Raw genomic sequence first — 16,240 nt, forward strand, 5'->3', positions numbered from 1 at the left:
TCTGATGTGACATCGATTGGGGCTGCCTTGCAGCCCTTCGCGGGCAAGCCCGCTCCCACAGGATCGTGCATTTGCAGCGTACTTGTGGGAGCGGGCTTGCCCGCGAAGGGCCGCAAAGCGGCCCCAATGGCTTAAGTGAACGGCATTAGCCAAATGGCAGCCTTTTTTGTGCCTGCAGCGTCCACATCCCCACGCTCATGCATCTTGCAAGCTTTTGACGCAGTCCTGTGATGAGGAAGCCCTTTTGCCTGTGGGTAAGCGTCGGCACAACTACACGAGTCTTCGCGTCTGACAGGCCCCAGGAGAAAAATGGCATCCCTTCCGAAGAACCCACTCAGCGAAGCGGCTATCGAGAGCCCGGAGAATCAGATCCCGGAAATAGCTGCCGCCGCCACACATCTAGCGTACTATCGCGCCCCATGCCGACGGTCGCGTTGAAGTGTTTGGCGAAACCAAGCCTCGGGGCAAGGTTACGACGGGCAAGGTCTTCACCGTTCGCAAACTGCATGGGCGCGCCTGAATTGAGTTTTTTGCCGGCCTGAACGGCTCCGGCAAGAGCACCGCGCAGCGGAACCTAATGGGAAGACACATACGACGCCTGCGCATGCGCCGGTGGAATAGCGAAACTCTCGCGCATGCGCCTGGCCTCCGCCTGGGGCGAGCGTCCGAACAGCCGCTTGAACTCGCGATTGAACTGCGAGGCGCTGGCATAGCCCACGGCATGGCTGGCAGCCTGCGCCGTCATGCCCTGGCGCACGATCAGCAAGCGGGCCTGATGCAGGCGGGTGCATTTCACATATTGCATCGGCGACGTCTGGGTGATCGCCTTGAAGTGGCTGTGGAACGAAGGCACGCTCATGCCGGCTTCGTCGGCCAGTTGCGCAAGGTCGAGCGGCTGCGCGTAGGCCGTGTGAATACGCCGAAGCGCCTTGGCGATCCTGCCGAACTGCCCTTGCATGGCCAGCGCGGCACGCATGACAGTACCCTGGGCGCCGGTCAGGACGCGGAAATACAGCTCGCGCAGCAAAGCGGGGCCGAGGATCGTCGCTTCGAGGGGGTCGTTCATCGCCGTCAGCAAGCGCAGGACGGAATCGGCGAGCGGCTCATCCATGGGGCTCGACATCATGCTCCGCGGCGCCTGCTTCGGCGAGGGCGCCTGCCGCTGGTCGATCTGGACCATCAGCTCGGCGGCGAGCTGGAAGTCCAGGTGCAGGTAGATGGCCAATAGCGGACGCTCGGCCGTCGCGTCCGTTTCCATGGTGAAGGGAACGGGCACGGCGACGGCCAGGTAGTGCTGCTCGTCGTACACATAGACCTGATCGCCGAAATACCCGCGCTTGCAGCCCTGGCATACGATCACGATACCGGGATCGTAGAGAACGGGTGTCCGCGCCAGGGGGCGATTCGATCTGAGGAGGCGGACGCTGGCCAGGGGCGTGAGGTTGTACCCCTCGCTAGGTGCCAGCGCCTCGAGCAGGGCAACCATGCGCGCCTGGTTCGGGGACACCTGGTGATCGTGGCGTTCGGATACGGCATCTTTCATAGAATTAGGCAATAAAGTCAGAAGATACGCCCTCTGGCAGCGGCTGGCGGCTGAGTATTATGCGCTCATTCCCCCTGCAATGGAGCCATCGCCATGCCACCTCGCAAAACCCTGTTGATCACCGGAGCCAGCAGCGGCTTCGGGCTGGCCCTTGCCCAAGAAGCCTTGGCCGATGGCCATCGTGTGGTGGGCACGGTTCGTAGCGAGCAGGCCAAGGCCACGCTCGAAGCGCTCGCCCCCGGCCGGGCATTCGGACGGTTGCTGGACGTGACCGATTTCGCGGCCATCGACCAGGTGGTCGCCCAGGTCGAAACGACCGTCGGCTCGGTGGATGTGCTGGTGAACAGCGCCGGCTATGGCCACGAAGGCATCCTCGAAGAATCTCCGCTGTCGGAAATGCGCCGGCAGTTCGAGGTGAACGTGTTCGGCGCCGTGGCGATGATGAAGGCCGTGCTGCCGTACATGCGCCAACGGCGGCGCGGCCATATCCTGAACATCACCTCGATGGGCGGTTTCATCACCCTGCCCGGCATCGCCTACTACTGCGGCAGCAAGTTCGCGCTGGAGGGCATCTCCGAGGTGGTGGGCAAGGAAGTCGAAGGCTTCGGCATTGCCGTGACCGCCGTGGCGCCCGGCTCCTTCCGCACGGACTGGGCCGGCCGCTCCATGGTGCGAAGCCCTCGCTGCATCGCCGACTACGACACGCTGTTCGACCCTGTGCGCAAGGCGCGACAGGAAAAAAGCGGCAAGCAGCTTGGAGACCCGAAGAAAGCTGCCCGCGCCATGCTGGAGGTAATCGACTCGCAGCATCCGCCAGCCCACTTGCTGCTCGGCAGCGATGCCCTTGGCCTGGTGCGCCAGAAACTCGGGGCGCTCGGGGAGGAAATCGCCGCCTGGGAAACCCTCACCCGTTCCACGGATGGCTGAGGGCTCAAAGCCTGAAGTACTGCCCGATCATCTGCGAGAGCAGTACCACCGGCTCTTCCGACTGGGCCTGGGCGAACGTGAGGAACACGACGTCGTGCTCGGCGACCTCGGGCAGGCCTGCCAATATCACCATCCGGCCGGTGACACGCGAGCGGTCCAGCAGGGTGATCGCCATGCCCGTCTCCACGCATGCCTTCACTGCCTGGCTGGATGGGCTGTCCAGCACGACGCGCCATTTCCGCCCACTGTTGCGAAGTGCGCTCAGCATCGCCTCGCGATAGGGGCACTCCGCTGCGTAGAGCGCCAGGGGAAGTGGGTCGGCCAGAACCGATGGGCCGTTGGCTGCGCCGACCCACACCGGCGTGGTGCCAGCAAGCGGCTTCTGCCCGTCCACAGGTTCTCCCTTGGGCACCACGGCCACCGCCGCATGGAGCCTGCCGCGCCGGACCTGCTCGCGCAGCGTGAGGCTGGGCCCGGTCTTGACTTCCAGTACCACGTTCGGACGCTGTTCGGCGAAACAGGGCAGGATGTCGCGGATGACGTGGTCGGCATATTCATCCGGCACGCCGAGGCGGATACGCCCCGTCACACTGCTGCCCTGCACTTCGGACAGCACCCGATCATGGGTGTGGAGCAGCTCGGTGGTCGAGACCAGCAACCGCCTGCCGAGCGCCGTGAGGGAGACCGACTGGTTGTCGCGCTCCAGCAAGCGCCCACCTACGATGCTTTCCAGCCGCTGTATGTGCACGCTGATGGCGGCCGGGCTCTTGTGCAGCTGTTCGGCCGCCGCCTTGAAGCGACCGCTACGGGAGACCGCGTGGAAGGTGCGGAGTAGCTCGATATCCAGAATGGCGCTCATCGTTCATGAATCCTGAACCAGTATTTCCATTAATTTTGATTTATTAGATTAGCGCTGATTCGTAGTGTGTGCGCATGCCTCTGCTCTTGGGAGCCGTCATGAGCCTGTCCTCGAACTGCGGTTGCTTGCCCACTGCCCTCCCTCTGCCCCTCTTGGAAGCTGGGCTGGTGTTCGCCTGGAGTTCTGGTTTCGTCGGCGCGCGTTTCTCCGTCGACCAAGCGCCCCCGATGCTGGTCGTCTTCTGGCGCTGCATTGCCGTCATGCTCATCCTCCTGCCGTTCGTCTGGCGCCCTCTGCTGCGCATGTCACCGCGGGCCTTGCTGCACACCGCAGGCAGCGGCCTGCTGGCCATGGCGGGGTACCTGGCCGGTGTCGTGCAGGGCATCGCACTAGGCGTGCCGGCGGGCCTTGCCGCGTTGCTGGCGGACCTGCTGCCCTTGGGTGTCGCCGCGCTGTCCGCCGGATTGCTGGGGCAGCGGCTGAGCTTGCGCACCTGGGGCGGATTGGCGATCGGCCTGACAGGCGTGCTGCTGGTGACTGCCGATGCCCTGGGCCTGGGGCACGCCCCGCTGTGGGCCTACGCACTGCCCTTGCTCGGCATGCTGTCCCTGGCGCTGGCGACCCTTTGGCAGAAGCATTCGAAGGTGGCGACCAACGTCGGACTGTTGCCGAATCTGTGGCTTCACTGCTGCGCTTGCAGCGTGATTTTCGCCGGGCTCGCGAGTATCGAGGGCGGGTTGGCTCCGTTACCGACGCAGGGTTTCGCCGTGAGCGTGCTGTGGACAGCACTGCTCTCCAGCCTGGGTGGCTACGGGCTGTACTGGATATGCCTGAAGCGCTCCACGCCCACCCGGGTTGCGAGCGTCCTGTATCTCAGCCCCGCCGTTACCCTGGTGTGGGCCTGGGCCATGTTCGGCGACCCGCTCTCGTGGCAGATTGCACTTGGCACGGCGGTGTCCCTGGTTGGTGTCTGGATGGTGGTCAATGCAGAGGCGGCGATGTGTTGAAGAATGTGAACTTCTGCCAAGCGGTACTTTGTGGTGTTGGGGCCGCTGAGGGCACCCGAAATCTGCGTACCTCAACCTAAATGCACCTGCCCCCGCAGATGCTCCACCAGCATATCGATGAACGTCCGCACCTTGGCCGCCCCGTACTTGCTCTCCCGGTGCAGCACATGGATCGGCCACGGTGCTTCCTCGTACGCAGCCAGGATCACCTGCAAGCGCCCGTCCGCCAGCTCGTCGGCCACCTGGTAGGACAACAACCGCGCAATGCCAAGCCCGGCACTGGCAGCGGCGATGGCGGCGTCGTTGCCAGTGACCGTCAGGCGCGGCTTCATGCGGACCTGAGTCGGATCGTCGAGGGCGCCGAAGCGCCAGTCGGTGCGCGGCGAGAGATTGCCGGCAGCGATGACCGCGTGGCCTTGCAGCTCGGACGGATGACGCGGTGTACCGTGGCGCTCGAGGTACTCGGGCGAGGCGCACAGCAGCCGGCGCATCGAGCCCACGCGCAGCGCCTTGAGGCCAGAGTCGGGGAGCTGGCCGATGCGCACCGCGACGTCCATGCCCTCTTCCACCAGGTTCACCACACGGTCGAGGAAGTAGGCGGACACGTCCACCTCGGGGTACTGCTGCAGGTAGCGAACGATGCAGGGCATGACGAACTTCTTGCCGAACAGGATCGGCGCGGTCACCGCCAGATCGCCCTTGGGCGCCGCATTGATGCCGGCCGCGGCTTCGTTGGCCTCGACGATGCTGGCGAGGATATGCCGGGTGTCTTCCAGGTAGCGGCCGCCGGCTTCGGTCAAACGTACGCTGCGGGTGGTGCGCTGCAGCAGCTTGACCCCGAGCTGTTCTTCCAGGGCGCTGACGGCGCGGGTAACCGCCGCTGGCGAGATGCCCAGGCGACGCGCGGCGGCGGCGAAGCTCTCCAGCTCGCCGACCGCGACGAACACCTTCATCAGGTGGATCTGGTCCATGCCGCGCCCCTGTGGTTGTGGTCGATCGATTATTCCAGTGGCGGGGCTAGAGCTCCAGCACCAGCGGTTGCGTGCCCTCCTCGCCTTGGGCCGGGACGGCGCAACAAATCAGCACGCTGCCGCTGGGCGGCAGTTCGGCGGGCGGGTTCGGGTAGTGGGCCTGGCCGCTGGCCAACCGTGTCGCGCAGGTACCGCAGGCGCCACCACGGCAACTGAAGTCCGGGGACAGGCCGCGGCTTTCGGCGAGTTCCAGCAGGGTGCCGCTGCCGGGGGACCAGCGAGCTTCCTTCGCGGAAGTGGCGAAGTACACCGGCACCGATTCGGTGGCCGCTGGTGGCTGTTGCAGGGCGGGCTGGTCGTCGGTATGGCGACGCAGGGTCGAGGGGCCGAAGGCCTCGGCGTGGATGCGCGCGTCGGGCACGTGCACACCGCGCAGGCCTTCGTAGAGATCCTGGGTGAAGCTGGCTGGGCCGCACAGGTAGAAGTCGTAGTCGTCCAGCGCCAGGGTGGCCTTGATCTGCTCGATACCGAGGCGGCTGGCGAACTCATAGTCGCGACCTTGCACCGCCTGGGCTTCGGGCTGGCTCAGGGCGCGATGGAGGCTCAACAGGCCACCGGCTCGCTGCCTCAGCGTGGCGAGCTCCTCTTGAAACGGCAGGTCGGCCAGCGTGCGTGCGCCATGGAACAGGTAGATACGGCGCCCCTGTCCGGTGTTCAGTTGCTCGCGCAGCATGGCGATCAGTGGCGTGATGCCGACGCCCGCACCGGCCAGCACGATTGGCCGCAGGCTCTGCCGATCGAGGGTGAAGCGGCCCATGGGCAGACGCACGTCCAGCCGGTGGCCGACCTTCAGGTACTCATGAAGATGCCGCGATACCGCCCCCTGCCGCTTGACGCTGATGCGCAGGTAGCCGTCGGATGGTGCACTGGAGAGGCTGTAGGTACGGATCAGCGGCGTCTCGCCAGCGAGCCGCAGGCGCACGGGGATGTGCTGGCCCGGGGCGAAGTCTACCGGCGCTTCATCCTCGGGCTGCAAGTAGAACGAGCGGATCTCGCGGCTCTCCTGTTCGATACGCACCACGCGCCAGGCCAGCCACTGGCGCTGGCGTTCGCGCTGTTGCAGGCGCTGCTCGGCCTCGGCCCAAGTGCCGGTCATCAGGCTGGTCGGGGCGTATGCCTGGAAGGCCCAGCGCAGCGACACGGCGGCCGGACGGAACACCACCTGCTCGACCTGCACCGTCCAGAGCCGCTCGGCGCCTTCGAAGGCAGCGATCGAAGGGCTGTCCAGGACCACCTCGGTTCGCCCGCACAGCTGCAGCAGGTTGCCGCTGGTGAAGTCGACGAACAATAGGCCGGCGATGGGGTTCAGCAGCAAGTTGCCGAGGGTGTTGAAATGCAGGTTGCCGGCGTAGTCGGGGATGGTCAGGCGGTTGCCTTCGACCTTGATGAAGCCCGGCCGGCCACCGCGATGGGACACGTCCACCGAGCGCTGGCCGTCGACCTGCTCGATGTAGCTGGCGACGAAGAAGGTGTCGGCGCCTTCGATCATGGCGATGGCGTCGGCATCCAGGTCCACTGCGTCGATGCGCCCTTGGGCAGGCTCGTCGACCCGGGTGTAGTCACGCTGCTGGATGTATTGCGGGCAGTTGCCGAACGACTGCTCCACCCCGACCTCCAACTGGCCGCCGTTGGCCTGGCGGATCAGGCCATTGAGACGATTGCGCCGCCGGGTGTGCAGTTCGATCCCGAGCAACCCGATCGCCTCCCCGGCGACCAGCCCTGGCGTAATCGGGTCATCGGCGACGAGATCGGTAGCGATCAGCAGTTGCCGCGCATCGGGCGAGCGAACGAAGCCTTCCGGGCCTTCGAGCAGCGTCGCCCAAGGCTTGCCATCCGGGTCCACTGCACCTGCGACCAGGAATGGCAACTGATGGTAGAACGCGCGGTGCTGATCGGGCATGTAGTCGCGGATGACCTTCTGCCCGAACACCTCCATGCGCTGCGCGACACCGGCCTGCACCTGCAACTGCTTTTCACCTGCGTGCCAGGGCGAGGTGCGATGTTCGGGGCGGTCGTGCATGGTGGCATTCCTCGCGAAGCCTTCGGCTCAGAGGGTTTCCTGCAGGCCAATGACTGTGCGCGGCATCGGCACGAAGCCCGGCAGCGCTTCGATCCGGGCGAGCCAGGCGCGCACGTTGGGGTACGGTTCCAGCGACACATTGCCTTCGGGTGCATGGGCGATGTACGAGTAGTTGGCGACATCGGCAATGGTCGCCTCGTTGCCGACCAGGAACGGGCGCTCGACCAGTTCGGCGTCGACCACCTTGAGCAGGGCGTGGGCGCGGCCGATGACTTCGTCGGTGTTGAACGTGGCGCCGAACACCGTCACCAGGCGTGCGGCGGCGGGGCCGAAGGCCAGCGGCCCGGCGGCTACCGACAGCCAGCGCTGCACACGCGCGGCACCGACTGGGTCCTGGGGCAACCAGCGCTCACCGCCGTAGGCCTTGGCCAGATAGACCAGGATGGCGTTGGAGTCGGCGATGACGGTGCCGTTGTCGTCGATCACCGGCACCTGGCCGAAGGGGTTGAGGGCGAGGAAGTCGGGCTGCTTGTGGGCCCCCTTGGCCAGGTCGACGAAGACCAGCTCGGTGGGCAGGTTCAGCAGCGACAGCATCAGCTCGATGCGGTGGGCGTGGCCGGATTTGGGGAAGTTATAGAGTTTGATCGGGCTTGGCATGTTCTCGGCTCCTGGTCAGCGCCGGGAGTGGCGCTGCTGGAGAACATGCTGCACTGGTTCGGCTGGCAGCAGAATCGTTGCGGGGAGCAATCCATAATTTCGGTAGGCGGAATAATGGGAGACGGCACCGGCCTATTCGCGGGCAAGCCCGCTCCCACAAGGCCTCTCGCAAGGCTTGCCCAATCTGGAACTCAATGCCGCTGCTGCTTCTGGTACCGGTACAGCCCACGGGCCGCCTCGACCACCTGCGGCACGCAGGCTTGATGCTCGTCGAAACTCATCGAATCGAGCAGCTCGAAGTTGTCTTCCAACCCATGCAACGAAATGGCCTTGAGCAGACGATCCTGCTCAGGCGGCAGCTCGCCCCATTCAGCCACCTGCGTGCCGCGCATGTAGCCGAAACACCATTCCTCGAGAATGATCGCCGGCCCCTCCTCGCCTTCGCTCTCTTCGAACAGTGGCGCGAAATGCTCGAGGTCGTCGGCCAGCTCGCCAGCCACCTGGTTGGCATAGCGCAGCATCAGTGCGGTATAGGCCTCTTCCTGGGCCTGGCTCTTGAACTTGGGCACCTTGCCGCCAGCGACCGCAGGCAGCCATTGCTCGGGGTTGACCTTGGCCGGCGAGCTGGCCAAGGCGGTGAAGAAGCCATTGAGCTCGGCCAGGTTGAGGACCGAATAGTCGTTGCCGTAGGTGATCAGCAGGTCTTCGAGGCGGTCGAGTTCTTTGTCGCTGAGAGCGGGAAGCATGGGCAGCGTGTCCTGGGTAAATGTGCGTGCACCCTAGCACAAGTGCCGGGGCCACGTGTCCAATAGCGCGGGGTCGCCTGTTCCAATCAGCAGCCAGAGCAGGATGCGGCACTTGCGAGGGCACAATGCGCCAGCCATACGCATGCCCTTGGCCTGAAGATCGATTTCTCCACCTGCAAAGCCGTACGTCGCCCTCGCGGTCGGACCGCTGCCAGTGCGTGTGGCCACGACGACCGGCATGTGCCGAGCAACGTTGGCCATCGCATCAGCCCAGGCGCTAGAGACATGGCCTGCACCAAAGCCGGCAACCACCAACCCTGCGTACCCTAACTTGGGGAGTACCTGCAGCAGCGCCGTGTCTGCATCGAGGCATGCCTCCAGCAAGGCGACGCGATGCTCCACCTGCCGTGGTGCAGGCAGCACCGTGCGCGGCAAGGGCGGGTGGCGGTAGGTCACATCTCCCTCCACGACCTCCCCTATAGGTCCACCACCGGGTGATTCGAAAGCAGCCATCGCCAGGCTGGCCACCTTGCGAACCCTGGCGGCCGAGTGAACGTGATCATTGATCACCACCAGCACGCCACGCCTACGACTGCCCGCATCTATCGCCACCTGCACCGCCGCCAGCAGGTTCGCCGGACCGTCAGCACCCGGGTGACTGGCCGAACGCATCGCACCGGTCATGACCAGCGGGGTGTCGAAAGGCCAGAGCAGGTCGAGGAAATAAGCCGTTTCCTCAAGGGTGTCGGTGCCTTGGGTGAGGACCACGGCCTGAGCGCCGTGCTCCACCTCACCACGGACCCAGGCCAGCACTTCCAGCAGTGCTTGGAAGCCGAGCGATGCGCTTGGCTCCAGACACAGCGTGGCGGTGCTGAACCACGCAAGCCCATCCAACTGCGGCAGTGACGCCAGCAACGCCTCGCAATCGAGCTTCGGTATCACCCCTTGCCCAGGTGCTGCGCACTGCATGCTGACCGTGCCGCCCAGACTGCCGATCGACAACCTTGGTAGTTCTGTCTTCTGTGTCATGCATTACCTCCTGCAAGCAACCCGACCAGGGGCAAGATCCCCAGGGTGCTGATGGCCATGGACAAAACATTGCCGATATAACCGTGCATGTAGGCCGGTAACCGCTGGCTGATCGCCACGGCCAAGGGCGGTGCGACCAATGCTCCCAGGACCGCGCTGGCGACTATCACTTGCCAACTGCCTCCTAGTGTGAGCACTGCGGCAGGAACGATCGACACGATGGGAATATAGGTGGGATACCAGCCATGCTCCATCCACTGCCGCCGCCAGACCAGCACACCAACCAGCGAGGCCAGTGCCTGCCCAATCACCATCTGCAGCACCAGATGCGAGCCATAGGCCGGTGCTGCTGGGGTCAACACGTAGGCCAGCAATACCCCCAGGAGCAGCCCTAGGCTGGCCAGTTCATTGCCGAAGAACGGTGCTTCGCTGAAATCGGCCAGTACCCGGCGCAAGGTCCACAACACGCCGTAATCCGGTTTTGTCGCAAAGGGTACCGGCGTGGCAGGTTGCAAGCCACCACGTACCAACGAAGGGAAACGTCGGCACAGCAGGAAAGCCACCACGCTTGCCAGCGCCATGCCACTGACATTGCCGATCACCACCGGCAACTGCAGGGGATAGCACAGGTAGTTGACCAGCAACAGGCTCATGGGCGTTACCAGCAATGCACCAAGCAGCGCGCCATTGATCGCTACCCGCCAGCCACCGCCGAACAGCAGCACCATGGCCGCCGGTAGTGATACGAAAGCGACGAACGTCGGCTGCCAGGTACCACTGGAGAGGGTCCACCCCCATAGCGCATGACTGAGCAACAAGCCAAGCAGAGAGCTGGTGAACAGCCATGGCCACAGGCCTGTACCGTAGCAGATGGCGAAGCCTTGCCAGCGGTACCCACGGACATGGGTCCAATGTGCCAGGCCAGCGCCCAGCAGCAAACCGAGAGCCGGCAATTCGTGCTTGTAGAAAGCGACTTCGCTGATGTCGCCGATGATCCAGCGCAGCCTGCTCAATGGCTGGTCCAGAGTCGCTGTGAGCTGTGCGTAGTCTGGCCACTGGCCCAGCGCCAGGTTGACAATGAGCAGTACTGCCAGACCACTCAGGATCACGCTTGGTGTATGGGGTCGACGCGATGGGAAGGTCTGTTCCATGGCGCTCTCCTCAACGTGGCATCGGTGAATGAAGCCGATACCCCAGCATGGCGTCGTAGAGGTCCGTACGCCGGTCTCGGGGAAGATCATTGAGACTGTTCCAGATGGGGGCCGAGCGTGCGGTACTGAGATCCACGTCGGCATAGAGGATGCCCTCCTGCTCGGCGCTCGCCACCTCTCCGATAGGCCAACCGTTCGTGCCGGCGATCAGCGAACAACCCAGGAAGCGCCCGCCACGCTCGCGACCGATGCGGTTGGCCGCAGCGATGTAGACATTGTTGACGTGAGCGGCACTCATCGTGAGGTATGACGCCATGCAGCGCCCGGCTTCATCGAACAGTGGTGGTGGCGTCCATACCCAGTTGTTGAGGCTGCAAATGAGGTCGGCACCTTGCGCGGCCATGAGCCGGGGGACCTCTGGGAACCAGATGTCCCAGCAGATCAACAGCCCGATGCGGCCGATGGGGGTCTCGAATACCGGGAAACCCAGGTCGCCTGGTGTGAACCAGAGTTTCTCCTGGTTCCACAAGTGCGCCTTGCGGTAATGCCCCAAGCGGCCCTCGGGCCCGAACAGTACGGCGCTGTCATAGAGCTTGAGTCCGTCGCGCTCGGCAAATCCGGCGGCAAGATAGACCTGGTGCCCTTGGGCGAAGTCAGCCCAGGCCAGCAGGCTGCGACCGTCCTGCAAGGTCTCGGCGTGGGCGTAGGCCTCGGCGCGGGAGTGGAAGGTGTAGCCGGTATTGGCCAGCTCCGGCAACACGATCAGGTTGGCCCCTTCGCGTGCGGCACGCCGGGCCAAGGCCAGCCCCCTGCTCAGGTTCCCCTCGCAGTGCTCGAGCCCTACCTGGGGATCGTATTGGATGACTGCGATTCGAACGGGGCTGATGGGGATGCTGTGGTCGGGCATGGTGGCTTCCTTCTTGGAGTTGTTATGGAAGCCGCCAGTAGAACGGGGGCTGCTTGCTGAGCGACAGTCAGGGCAGTCCGATGTATCTGGAAGAAAAAGCAAAGATAGTAGAAAGAGCGGTCCTACATAGTTGTTTCAAACTCTCCCTTAACGCGCTTGGTAATGCGGATAATATTCGAGCTTGAAACCACCGTTGAATTGTGCAGCAGTGCGGTCACAGAGGTTAATCACAGTATCGATAGCTGTACGCAGGCAGGGCTCGGTCCAGCCGGCATCGACAGAGAACGACTCGCCGGCCAGATAGAGCCCAGAAATGCTGCTCAGGTCACGGTTATACTTCATTAGGCTCACAGCGTCGTAGTAGGTGCCAGCCCGGTACAACTTCGCACAACCCAACGCATTCCGGTCTGTAATCCACCGTTGTATGCAGATGTTTCCAGTATCGATGTAAGGCGAGATCGGCTCACCGATATTTGTGCAACGCAGCAAGATACGGTCGAGTTCTTTCACGCACTTGTCCACCAGCTCACTATCGGAAAACACTGCTAGTTTGGAGGCATCGTCTTCCCAAGTGTAGCTGAGTAGTATGCAGTCTTGGGCATAGCTACCGCTATAGCGATAGGCATAGACGTCGTGGACGAAGCTGTCGGTGACCAGAATCTGTGGCAACTGTGGGTTGCGATCGAGGAAGCTTTTCTGCAGTGGCGCGTAGACCTTGCAACTGGTTTCCCAATGGGCATGCTTCCAGGCATCAATGATGTGCTGTGGCAGCATTTCCCTTGTGAAGCCGTCGAGACACATCCCTGTCTCGATCAACCAGGATGGAGTGGTGAGCACCACACTGTCGAACTCATCGCTCAGTAATTGCGCCTTGGCCGGATTACTTTGGTGCCAACGATATTCAACCCGAATACGGCCGTCGGCCAGCTTGTGCAAGCCGCAAACCGAACTGTCCGTCAGCAAGCCATCCTCACGTGCCACGCACTGGCTGTATAGCGATGTGCCGAGCTCTTCGATGTTCATGAACAGTAGAGCTTCATCCATAGCAGCAAGACCAACGTAGGCTGGTGCCTGGAAATACAAGCCCTTGCTGTCACGCACCGCATCGACATCAAGATAGGGAGCTGTGAGAGGTATCCCGTGCTCGTCCACACGCCCATGCACCAGTTGCAAGTGGCTACTGAAACCGAAAATCGCGGTACGCAACGGATATAGGCAACAAACGTCGTAGAATGCTCCCCAGCTACCATCGCCGATGCCAATTGCATAGAAGATCGCCGATTCATCGCGATCCATGCCTAGCCCACCGAAATCCCCCGGATCCGCCGGGTCCCAGGCATCTAGGGCAGGGAGGAACACAAGGTCACGGAAAGACAACCTGTGGTATCGCTCGACGATCGCCGTCCACATCTGTGCCCAGCCTTCCGTACCATAGACAGCGGCTACCTTCTCAGCGAAACGCTCGGCAAAACGCCGCCATTTTCCTTGAATCCTCTGCAGTGCTGCAGTAGGTGGTGAAGTGTGGCCTTCAGGGTTTTTCCAGATCAGCAGCTTGGGCTCGCCCTCTCCTTCAAGCTGCCCCTCGCGTAGATAGATCCCAGTAGCATTGACCCAAGGCGTGCCTGGGTTGGGAAAGTCGGAGAGACGCAGCTCGAACAGATTCGCGTAATGCGCCATCAGGGATCGACCATCCTTTGGCGACTCACCGGTTCGGTTGAAGAAAGGCATGCGCATAGCACCCATTTCGAAAGGTGCCGAGGGTTGCCTCTGATCACCAGAACTATTCCTCACGGTCAGGTGGCGACCGCCAATGCGCTGGGCTTGTTCGATAAGAGTAATTCGGGTGAAGCCACAACGCAGTAGCTCTCGAGCTACCGTAAGACCAGTAACACCGGCACCGACGATGCAGATGCGATGCTCTGGCCGGGAGGCACGGCCAACTCCGCCATGCTGTTCAACGAGACGACGGTAGTCGAAACACAGGTCGGGAGGATTGGGAAAGCGCGCGCTCCACGGTTGGCCGGGGGATGCTGGCTCGATAGCCAGATCAGCGGGATGGTTATGAGTCGATCCGATGGTCATGATCTCGGGTTTCCATGGAAGATGAGAAACCTGATCATGCCGGAGCTAGCAAGGTAGGGAGCGGTAGATGTTTATCGTCGAATCGTGATCAGTGTTGTCTGATCTAATGCTATTACAAGCAAGCCCTACGGGCATTTAAGCGCCGCTTTAGTAAATATTGAGGTTACTTGCGGGTCAGCCAAGGCACCGAGCCACAGCTCCCACAGGGATAGCGCTGAATTGCAGAAGTACGCTGTACCTGTGGGAACGGGCTTGTTGCAAATAGGGCCGTCAGGCGTTAAACCGCCAGCGCACGCTCACGCAGTTCCTGGTTGAGGATGTGATCGTTCTCGCTGTAGTCGACCGGGCAGTCGATCACATGCACCCCCGGAGTCTTGATGCAGTGCTCGAGCAGCGGCAGGAAGCCCTCGGCGCTTTCCACGCGGTGACCGTTGGCGCCGTAGGCTTCGGCATATTTGACGAAGTCCGGATTGCCGTAGTCCAGGCCGAAATCGGTGAAACCCATGTTGGCCTGCTTCCAGCGGATCATGCCGTAGCCATCGTCGCGCAGGATCACCACGGTCAGGTGCATCCCCAGGCGCACCGCGGTTTCCAGTTCCTGGCTGTTCATCATGAAGCCACCGTCACCGCACACCGAGATCACCGGGCGGTCCGGGTACACCAGGTGCGCCGCCATGGCCGATGGCAGGCCGGCGCCCATGGTCGCCAGGGCGTTGTCCAGCAGCACGGTATTGGGCTTGTGGGCCTTGTAGTTACGGGCGAACCAGATCTTGTAGATGCCGTTGTCCAGGGCGACGATGCCTTCGGACGGCAAGGCGCGACGGATGTCGGCGACCATGCGCTGCGGGTAGATCGGGAAACGGTCGTCGTCGGCGCCTTCGGCGACCTGCGCTTCGTTGGCTTCGCGGATGGCCAGCAGGCGGGTGAAGTCCCAGTGGCTGGTGTCGGTCAGGGCTTCACCGATCTGCCAGACGGCGTTGGCGATGTCGCCGATCACTTCGATCTGCGGGAAGTACACGGCATCGACTTCCGCCGAGCGGAAGTTGATGTGGATGACCTCGGTACCGCCACGAACCATGAAGAACGGCGGCTTCTCGATCACATCGTGGCCGATGTTGACGATCAGGTCGGCGGCTTCGACCGCACGGTGCACGAAATCGCCAGCCGACAGTGCGGCGTTGCCGAGAAAGCGCGGGTGGCGCTCGTCGACTACGCCCTTGCCCATCTGCGTGGTGATAAAGGGGATACCGGTCTTGTCGATCAGTTGCTTGAGGACCTTGGCGGTCATCTTGCGGTTAGCGCCGGCACCGATCACCAGGATCGGGCTGCGGGCGGCCTGCAGCTTCTCGACCGCGGCCTCGACGGCCTTGTGCTCGGCCAGCGGGCGGCGGTGCAGGCTCGGCGGGATCGGCATCGAGTCGGTCTGCTCGGCGGCGATGTCTTCTGGCAACTCCAGATGCACGGCGCCAGGCTTTTCTTCTTCAGCCAGGCGGAAGGCTTCGCGCATGCGCGCGGGGATGTTGTCGGCCGAGGCGAACTGGTGGGTGTACTTGGTGATGGGGTCCATCATGCCGCACACGTCGATGATCTGGAAACGGCCCTGCTTGGACTTCTTGATCGGCTTCTGGCCGGTAATCATCATCATCGGCATACCGCCCAGATAGGCGTAGGCACTGGCGGTGACCAGGTTGGTCGCGCCAGGGCCGAGGGTCGACAGGCTGACGCCGGTCTTGCCGGTCAGGCGGCCGTAGGTGGCGGCCATGAAGCCTGCGGACTGCTCGTGGCGGGTCAGGACCAGCTTGATCTTCGACTTGCGCAGGGACTCCAGCAGGTCGAGGTTCTCCTCGCCGGGAATGCCGAACACATACTCGACACCTTCGTTTTCCAGGCATTGCACTACGACATCGGCGGCCTTGGCCATCTTGCTTGCTACCTCAAGTGATAGGACGGTGGTGAAGTCCAGGAATGCGCAGCACGGTGCGCTGGCATCGCTCAGTCCGGAAGCCGGAATTGCCCCGAACCTAAGCCTTGACGCAGGCTGGGTACGGAGAAGTCACGTCAATTGGCGGCATTAATTGTCGCACCCGGCGGGAGGAAGTGTGAGGGGGTGGTGGGCAAAAGAGCTTTGCGTTGGAAGGGTGGCGGCTGAGCTAGCCTTTGTGGCCGCTTTGCGCCCCATCGCCGGCAAGCCGGCTCCCACAGGGATGGCGCTGGCTTGCAGGTCTGCGCTGTACCTGTGGGAGCTGGCTTGCCAGCGATGGGGCCACCGCCAATCCCCAGC

General features: G+C 63.1%; 13 protein-coding genes. 2 read left to right on the plus strand and 11 right to left on the minus strand.

What is annotated here, in order from left to right; all coding sequences use genetic code 11:
* Positions 1-574: 574 nt before the first annotated feature.
* On the minus strand, positions 575-1,543 hold the full coding sequence (locus tag NJF35_RS24095) for an AraC family transcriptional regulator (protein ID WP_253091575.1): 969 nt from the start codon (positions 1,541-1,543) through the stop codon (positions 575-577).
* Positions 1,544-1,636: 93 nt separating this feature from the next.
* Here NJF35_RS24095 and NJF35_RS24100 point away from each other — a divergent pair, with 93 nt between their 5' ends.
* Positions 1,637-2,470, plus strand: a complete 834-nt coding sequence (locus NJF35_RS24100) for an oxidoreductase (protein WP_225788346.1) — start codon at positions 1,637-1,639, stop codon at positions 2,468-2,470.
* Positions 2,471-2,474: 4 nt separating this feature from the next.
* On the opposite strand, the gene NJF35_RS24105 is transcribed toward NJF35_RS24100, so the two are convergent.
* The gene (locus tag NJF35_RS24105) at positions 2,475-3,329 is read right to left on the minus strand and encodes a LysR family transcriptional regulator (protein ID WP_225788347.1); all 855 of its coding nucleotides are present in this window, start codon (positions 3,327-3,329) and stop codon (positions 2,475-2,477) included.
* Positions 3,330-3,427: 98 nt separating this feature from the next.
* Between NJF35_RS24105 and NJF35_RS24110 the strand changes: the two genes are divergently transcribed.
* Positions 3,428-4,336: a DMT family transporter gene (locus NJF35_RS24110; RefSeq protein ID WP_253091576.1), complete on the plus strand. Its 909-nt coding sequence runs from the start codon at positions 3,428-3,430 to the stop codon at positions 4,334-4,336.
* 71 nt (positions 4,337-4,407) lie between these two features.
* Here the strand turns inward: NJF35_RS24110 and NJF35_RS24115 are convergent, their stop codons facing one another.
* The 9 genes from NJF35_RS24115 to NJF35_RS24155 form a co-directional block, all read right to left on the minus strand.
* Entirely contained in the window at positions 4,408-5,307 is a 900-nt protein-coding gene (locus NJF35_RS24115) for a LysR family transcriptional regulator (protein ID WP_253081708.1), read from the minus strand.
* A gap of 46 nt (positions 5,308-5,353) precedes the next feature.
* Complete coding sequence (locus tag NJF35_RS24120) at positions 5,354-7,387, minus strand: pyridoxamine 5'-phosphate oxidase family protein (RefSeq protein WP_253091577.1); 2,034 nt, start codon at positions 7,385-7,387, stop codon at positions 5,354-5,356.
* Between the two features lie 27 nt (positions 7,388-7,414).
* The gene (locus tag NJF35_RS24125; RefSeq protein WP_253081710.1) at positions 7,415-8,044 is read right to left on the minus strand and encodes a glutathione S-transferase family protein; all 630 of its coding nucleotides are present in this window, start codon (positions 8,042-8,044) and stop codon (positions 7,415-7,417) included.
* A 191-nt stretch (positions 8,045-8,235) separates the two neighbouring features.
* Positions 8,236-8,790 (minus strand): UPF0149 family protein, encoded by a 555-nt coding sequence (locus NJF35_RS24130; RefSeq protein ID WP_253091578.1) that lies wholly within the window; start codon positions 8,788-8,790, stop codon positions 8,236-8,238.
* Between the two features lie 33 nt (positions 8,791-8,823).
* A complete protein-coding gene (locus NJF35_RS24135; protein WP_253091579.1) occupies positions 8,824-9,819 on the minus strand; it encodes an asparaginase in 996 nt (331 codons plus the stop codon).
* Positions 9,816-10,970 (minus strand): hypothetical protein, encoded by a 1,155-nt coding sequence (locus NJF35_RS24140; protein WP_225788358.1) that lies wholly within the window; start codon positions 10,968-10,970, stop codon positions 9,816-9,818. Before NJF35_RS24140 ends, NJF35_RS24135 begins: the two co-directional genes overlap by 4 nt.
* A gap of 10 nt (positions 10,971-10,980) precedes the next feature.
* Positions 10,981-11,877: a nitrilase family protein gene (locus NJF35_RS24145; RefSeq protein ID WP_225788354.1), complete on the minus strand. Its 897-nt coding sequence runs from the start codon at positions 11,875-11,877 to the stop codon at positions 10,981-10,983.
* Positions 11,878-12,024: 147 nt separating this feature from the next.
* Positions 12,025-13,959, minus strand: a complete 1,935-nt coding sequence (locus NJF35_RS24150; RefSeq protein ID WP_253091580.1) for a flavin monoamine oxidase family protein — start codon at positions 13,957-13,959, stop codon at positions 12,025-12,027.
* A gap of 277 nt (positions 13,960-14,236) precedes the next feature.
* On the minus strand, positions 14,237-15,880 hold the full coding sequence (locus NJF35_RS24155) for an acetolactate synthase large subunit (protein ID WP_225790949.1): 1,644 nt from the start codon (positions 15,878-15,880) through the stop codon (positions 14,237-14,239).
* Between the last annotated feature and the right edge of the window lie 360 nt (positions 15,881-16,240).

Origin of the sequence: Pseudomonas guariconensis (genome assembly GCF_024127895.1) — a bacterium.
Classification (GTDB): Bacteria; Pseudomonadota; Gammaproteobacteria; order Pseudomonadales; family Pseudomonadaceae; genus Aquipseudomonas; species Aquipseudomonas guariconensis_B.

What these genes read in the sequence shown, in the direction of transcription:
- NJF35_RS24095 (WP_253091575.1), bottom strand. Translation starts at nt 1,543, where the DNA reads ATGAAAGATGCCGTATCCGAACGCCACGATCACCAGGTGTCCCCGAAC.
- NJF35_RS24100 (WP_225788346.1), top strand. Translation starts at nt 1,637, where the DNA reads ATGCCACCTCGCAAAACCCTGTTGATCACCGGAGCCAGCAGCGGCTTC.
- NJF35_RS24105 (WP_225788347.1), bottom strand. Translation starts at nt 3,329, where the DNA reads ATGAGCGCCATTCTGGATATCGAGCTACTCCGCACCTTCCACGCGGTC.
- NJF35_RS24110 (WP_253091576.1), top strand. Translation starts at nt 3,428, where the DNA reads ATGAGCCTGTCCTCGAACTGCGGTTGCTTGCCCACTGCCCTCCCTCTG.
- NJF35_RS24115 (WP_253081708.1), bottom strand. Translation starts at nt 5,307, where the DNA reads ATGGACCAGATCCACCTGATGAAGGTGTTCGTCGCGGTCGGCGAGCTG.
- NJF35_RS24120 (WP_253091577.1), bottom strand. Translation starts at nt 7,387, where the DNA reads ATGCACGACCGCCCCGAACATCGCACCTCGCCCTGGCACGCAGGTGAA.
- NJF35_RS24125 (WP_253081710.1), bottom strand. Translation starts at nt 8,044, where the DNA reads ATGCCAAGCCCGATCAAACTCTATAACTTCCCCAAATCCGGCCACGCC.
- NJF35_RS24130 (WP_253091578.1), bottom strand. Translation starts at nt 8,790, where the DNA reads ATGCTTCCCGCTCTCAGCGACAAAGAACTCGACCGCCTCGAAGACCTG.
- NJF35_RS24135 (WP_253091579.1), bottom strand. Translation starts at nt 9,819, where the DNA reads ATGACACAGAAGACAGAACTACCAAGGTTGTCGATCGGCAGTCTGGGC.
- NJF35_RS24140 (WP_225788358.1), bottom strand. Translation starts at nt 10,970, where the DNA reads ATGGAACAGACCTTCCCATCGCGTCGACCCCATACACCAAGCGTGATC.
- NJF35_RS24145 (WP_225788354.1), bottom strand. Translation starts at nt 11,877, where the DNA reads ATGCCCGACCACAGCATCCCCATCAGCCCCGTTCGAATCGCAGTCATC.
- NJF35_RS24150 (WP_253091580.1), bottom strand. Translation starts at nt 13,959, where the DNA reads ATGACCATCGGATCGACTCATAACCATCCCGCTGATCTGGCTATCGAG.
- NJF35_RS24155 (WP_225790949.1), bottom strand. Translation starts at nt 15,880, where the DNA reads ATGGCCAAGGCCGCCGATGTCGTAGTGCAATGCCTGGAAAACGAAGGT.